The sequence below is a fragment of the Microvirga sp. P5_D2 genome (assembly GCF_054049475.1).
This window is the reverse complement of record NZ_JBFUMH010000275.1, coordinates 1-4,056: the sequence shown is the minus strand read 5'-3', so window position 1 is coordinate 4,056 and position 4,056 is coordinate 1. Positions and strand designations below refer to the sequence as shown.

The 4,056-nt window shown below is 59.9% G+C and carries 6 protein-coding genes and 1 pseudogene; 4 read left to right on the top strand and 3 right to left on the bottom strand.

Features of this window, described 5'->3' with window-relative positions:
* Positions 1–200 (bottom strand): helix-turn-helix domain-containing protein (locus ACXJKO_RS30270; protein WP_457094721.1); only part of this gene is annotated, 200 nt, incomplete at its 3' end.
* Between the two features lie 180 nt (positions 201–380).
* Between ACXJKO_RS30270 and ACXJKO_RS30265 the strand changes: the two genes are divergently transcribed.
* Complete coding sequence (locus ACXJKO_RS30265) at positions 381–587, top strand: hypothetical protein (protein WP_457094720.1); 207 nt, start codon at positions 381–383, stop codon at positions 585–587.
* Positions 588–682: 95 nt separating this feature from the next.
* Positions 683–931 (top strand): DUF6894 family protein, encoded by a 249-nt coding sequence (locus ACXJKO_RS30260; protein WP_457094719.1) that lies wholly within the window; start codon positions 683–685, stop codon positions 929–931.
* 285 nt (positions 932–1,216) lie between these two features.
* Here ACXJKO_RS30260 and ACXJKO_RS30255 read toward each other — a convergent pair whose 3' ends face one another.
* Positions 1,217–2,245: an IS110 family RNA-guided transposase gene (locus ACXJKO_RS30255; protein WP_457094718.1), complete on the bottom strand. Its 1,029-nt coding sequence runs from the start codon at positions 2,243–2,245 to the stop codon at positions 1,217–1,219.
* A gap of 176 nt (positions 2,246–2,421) precedes the next feature.
* Between ACXJKO_RS30255 and ACXJKO_RS30250 the strand changes: the two genes are divergently transcribed.
* On the top strand, positions 2,422–3,156 hold the full coding sequence (locus ACXJKO_RS30250) for a Crp/Fnr family transcriptional regulator (RefSeq protein WP_457094722.1): 735 nt from the start codon (positions 2,422–2,424) through the stop codon (positions 3,154–3,156).
* Between the two features lie 464 nt (positions 3,157–3,620).
* The gene (locus tag ACXJKO_RS30245) at positions 3,621–3,854 is read left to right on the top strand and encodes a hypothetical protein (RefSeq protein WP_457094717.1); all 234 of its coding nucleotides are present in this window, start codon (positions 3,621–3,623) and stop codon (positions 3,852–3,854) included.
* Positions 3,855–3,878: 24 nt separating this feature from the next.
* Here ACXJKO_RS30245 and ACXJKO_RS30240 read toward each other — a convergent pair.
* Positions 3,879–4,056: pseudogene (locus ACXJKO_RS30240) on the bottom strand (IS110 family transposase); the annotation flags it as partial.

The following is a 4,056-nucleotide window of genomic DNA, read 5'->3' as shown; positions in this document are numbered from 1 at the left end:
CGGTTGCTGGGCCTGCCGCGCCGGCGCGACACCAAGGCCGCGGGACCGCCGGTCTGATAGGCCTTGAGCAATCGGAATACTTGGCGCCGTGTGATCCGCAGCAGCTGGGCGGCTTCGCGCACCGTAATTCGCTCCGCCACGACGTCCCGCAGAATGTGAACCCGATCGATCTCTGGCCGGCTCATCCCGATCACCGTCATCAGATCCAATCTCCCCAGCACGATCACCCAGGGAGAGTGACATTTGTAATGGGGAGAGGAGTGACCTTTCTAACGGGGTTCTACAGAGCGAATTTCGCGTAACGCCGTTTATGGAATGCAGGAGTGGGGTCACGGCAGAAGGCTATTGCCATTTAGCCACCTAGATCCATGAAGGCGGCCATGAAAACCGCAGAAGAATACAGAAAACACGCTCAGGAGTGCCGGGGACTTGCTAAACAGGTGCCCGAGGGGGAGCAGCGYRAYCAGCTTCTGGAAATGGCCAGGACTTGGGACAGTCTGGCCGTGGAGCGGGAAAGGTTGGTCCGCAACCATCCCGAACTCGACACCTCGAAAAAACCGGTTAAGGCGCAATCGCCGTCGAAGTAGCGGTCTGAGAGGGCCTTGATCCGATAACACTCTGTATGGAACAGGGCGTGGAGCACCAAGGTTGATAGGCACCCTTTTCCAGCGCCGGAGTGGCAGTGCCTCACTTTTTCTTCGACACAGACGACGGCAGTCAGCACTTCACCGATAAGGAGGGGCATGAGTTGGAAAATGGCGCGGCTGCTAAAGCTATGGCTCAAGTCGCTCTGGCGGAGATGGTGAGAGATGCGCTGCCCGATGGCGACCGGCGAACCTTCACCGTCGGCGTCAGGGATGAATCCGGACAGGTTGTGGTCAGCACTGCGCTCTCACTGATAACGGAATACTCTTCCCAAGCTTCCAAATAGCGCCGCGAATTTCCGATAAGCCTGTGTGGACGGCGCCTGCGTGGCAAGAGGTCTTTTGGTGTTTGACGATCTGGTCGGGCGGAGCCATGTGTTCGGCCTTGTACTGCGGCTTACCTGGCCGCGGGCCTTGATGAAGTTCGCGGATCAGATCCCCCAACAATTATGCTGCGTCTGAGCGCAACGGCTTATCACGGGTTTGTCTGATCCCCGGCTCGACCGGTTCGTCATCACACCATCACCACCTCCACCAACCTTGCAAACTCCTCATCCGGCTCCTGGGGCAGCTCATGCGGCCGCAGCCGCCGGAGCGCGGTATCCTTGCTTGTCCTGGAGGACCGCCCAGGCGATCCGCGCCAGCTTGTTGGCAATGGCAGTCTTGACCACGCTGGCTGGCCGGCGAGCCAGGAGCGCGTTGATCCATCCCGCAGCCGCTGAGGCTTTGCCGCGGGCATGCCGCAACAGTGTCGTGGCCCCGAGCACCAGAAGCCGGCGCAGATAACGATCCCCTTGTTTGGAGATGTGCCCCAGCCGCACCTTGCCGCCAGTCCCGCTCTGCCGTGGCACCAGGCCGATCCAGGCCGCCAACTGCCGGCCTGAGCGGAAAGAGCTCGGATCAGTGATGGTGGCAGCAAGTGCGCTGGCCGTGATGACGCCGATACCCGGGATCGTCTCCAGGCGCTGGCTCAGCTCATTCGTGCGATGCCAGACCAGGATCTCCTGCTCGACCTGAGTGATCCGGACATGGGTCTCCTCAAGTTGAGTGATGATCAAGCGGATGCAGTGCCACGCCAGCTCAGGCAAGGCCGTGCCCCGCGCCTTCTCGGCCAATTCGATGAGCTTGGGCACGCTGGCCAGGCCCTGAGGAGCGATGATGCCGTATTCAGCCAAGTGGCCGCGCAGAGCATTGACCAGCATGGTCCTCTGCCGCACGAGCAACTCGCGAGTGCGGTGGAGCATCAGCACCGCCTGTTGTTCACGACTCTTGATGGCGACATAGCGCATGGTCGGGCGGGTCACGGCTTCACAGATACCCGCAGCATCAAGCGCATCGCTTTTGCCGCGTTTGACATAAGGCTTCACGTAAGCTGCGGGCATAAGCCGGACCTCATGGCCAAGGGCTGCCAGTTCCCGCGCCCAGAAGTGCGCCGTGGAGCAGGCTTCCATGCCAATCAGGCAGGGTGGCAAACGGCGGAAGAAGCTGATCATCTCGCCGCGACGGAGCTGACGGCGGATCAGAACCTGTCCTGTCTCATCAATGCCGTGGAGCTGAAAGACGTGCTTGGCGATGTCGAGGCCAATCGTGGTGACTTGCATTGGAGCGGCTCCCTGTCTGGCGCTGCGGCAATCACCCTATCTCATAGGGCACTGCCGGGAGCAGGCGCCGTCCACTCCATCACTTATGGAACATCATCGGACCGCCAGCAGGCTATAAGCTGAGCCCTGCTCGTCTTCCTGTGCCAACTCCGCTACGCTGATGGGCATTAGCAACCATCCCGCAGGGGGCCATCCTGAACCCACTTATCTCTAAGCTTGAGCAGTATGACCGCCTCTCAGACTCGGAACGGCAGCTTCTTGCGGGGGCTGTCACCAGGCAAAGAGCGGTCGCAAAGAATGAGGACATGGTGTGGGAGGGTGACCGCCCCACCGAGAGTACCATTCTCTTTACCGGCTTGGCCGCGCGCTACAATATCCTGGAAAATGGCAAGCGCCAGATCACAGCCCTTCATGTGCCCGGCGACTTCGTCGATCTCCACAGCTTCTTCATGAAGCAAATGGACCATGCTGTCATGGCGATCACGCCCTGCACGACCGGCTTGGTTCCCCACGAGTTCATCCGCGAGGTCACCGAGAGCCAGCCTCACCTGGCGCGCCTGCTTGCATTGCACCTTGCCGTTGATGCAGCCGTCCACCGCCACTGGATCGTGTCGATGGGGCGACGCCCGGCCCTTGAGCATGCCGCTCACCTGCTGTGTGAGCTATTCCTTCGCCTTCAAGTCGTCGGCCTCACCGAAGGGTACAGTTTCAAGCTCCCCCTGACCCAGGCAGAAGTGGGTGACACCCTTGGGCTCTCGACCGTTCACGTAAACCGGGTTGTCCAAGAGTTGCGGAAGGAAGGCCTAATCACCTGGCGGGCCGACACCGTGGTCATCGAGGACTGGCCACGCTTGCAACAGGTTGCCGAGTTCGATCCGACGTTCCTGAGCCTGAGAACCGAGCCGCGATAACGTGGACCGCGACATAGGTTTAACCACTGAAATAACATAGGTTGAACACGCCGGGTCTCCTGGGTCAGGAGCGAACAAATGGCTGCTCCTATCGTTCGTAAGAACCAACGGAACAGGAGATCTTGATCTGAGCCTTCCAGTGGATCTCAAATTTCGCAGAAGGCCCTTTATGGATCCGAATAAAGGTGCGCTCAAACGTATTCGGAAGGATTGCACCGAGGCACTACGAAAGGCGCGTAAAGTCCTAGTTTATCATGGTTTCTCGGTTCGCCTGCGATGTACTCGAATACCTAGAACGTCTTCGAGGTTCAAAGCTCGCGAAAGTGCCCGCATCGGCAGACCCCTCTACAGCCTTGCGAGGCTCTCCCCAGGCCTGACGCCGCAGGTTTGACGGAAACAGGCCACGTTTCCGGCTATGACCAAAGTCAGGCTGAGGTTTTCACACAAGCCATCCGGAGGGAACCATGCCGTCAACTCCCTTGGCTCCTGACGTTCTTCCCTCCGCCCCGGACAGGTCTTGGGGCGTGCCAGTTCTGAAAGCGCTCGGCCGCCGCCCGGACCTCGACGAAGGTGCCGATATGGGCCTTCCTCCGGCCGCAGAACAGCGAGCCCAGACCGTCTTCGAGACAGCCGGGATCATTCTCGTCCTGCTGATCGCTCTCGCCGGCGCGTGGATCCTGATCCGAAGACGGATCTGAGATAGGCTAGAGTATCCGTATTGATCAAGCGGGTTTTGGGGACCAATTTCGCTGATCTCGCAAGAGCGCATTGGCCAAGATGATGAGTTTGCGCATGATCGCCGTCAGGGCGACTTTCGCCGGCTTTCCCGCCGCGAGCAGGGCCTGGTACTTGGCTTTCAAATCCGGGTTGAAGCGGGCCGCTACCAGCGCCGGCATGTAC

Bases quoted from the DNA above. Each gene is read 5' to 3' on its own strand.
- ACXJKO_RS30255 (WP_457094718.1), bottom strand. From the start codon at position 2,245: ATGCAAGTCACCACGATTGGCCTCGACATCGCCAAGCACGTCTTTCAG.
- ACXJKO_RS30245 (WP_457094717.1), top strand. From the start codon at position 3,621: ATGCCGTCAACTCCCTTGGCTCCTGACGTTCTTCCCTCCGCCCCGGAC.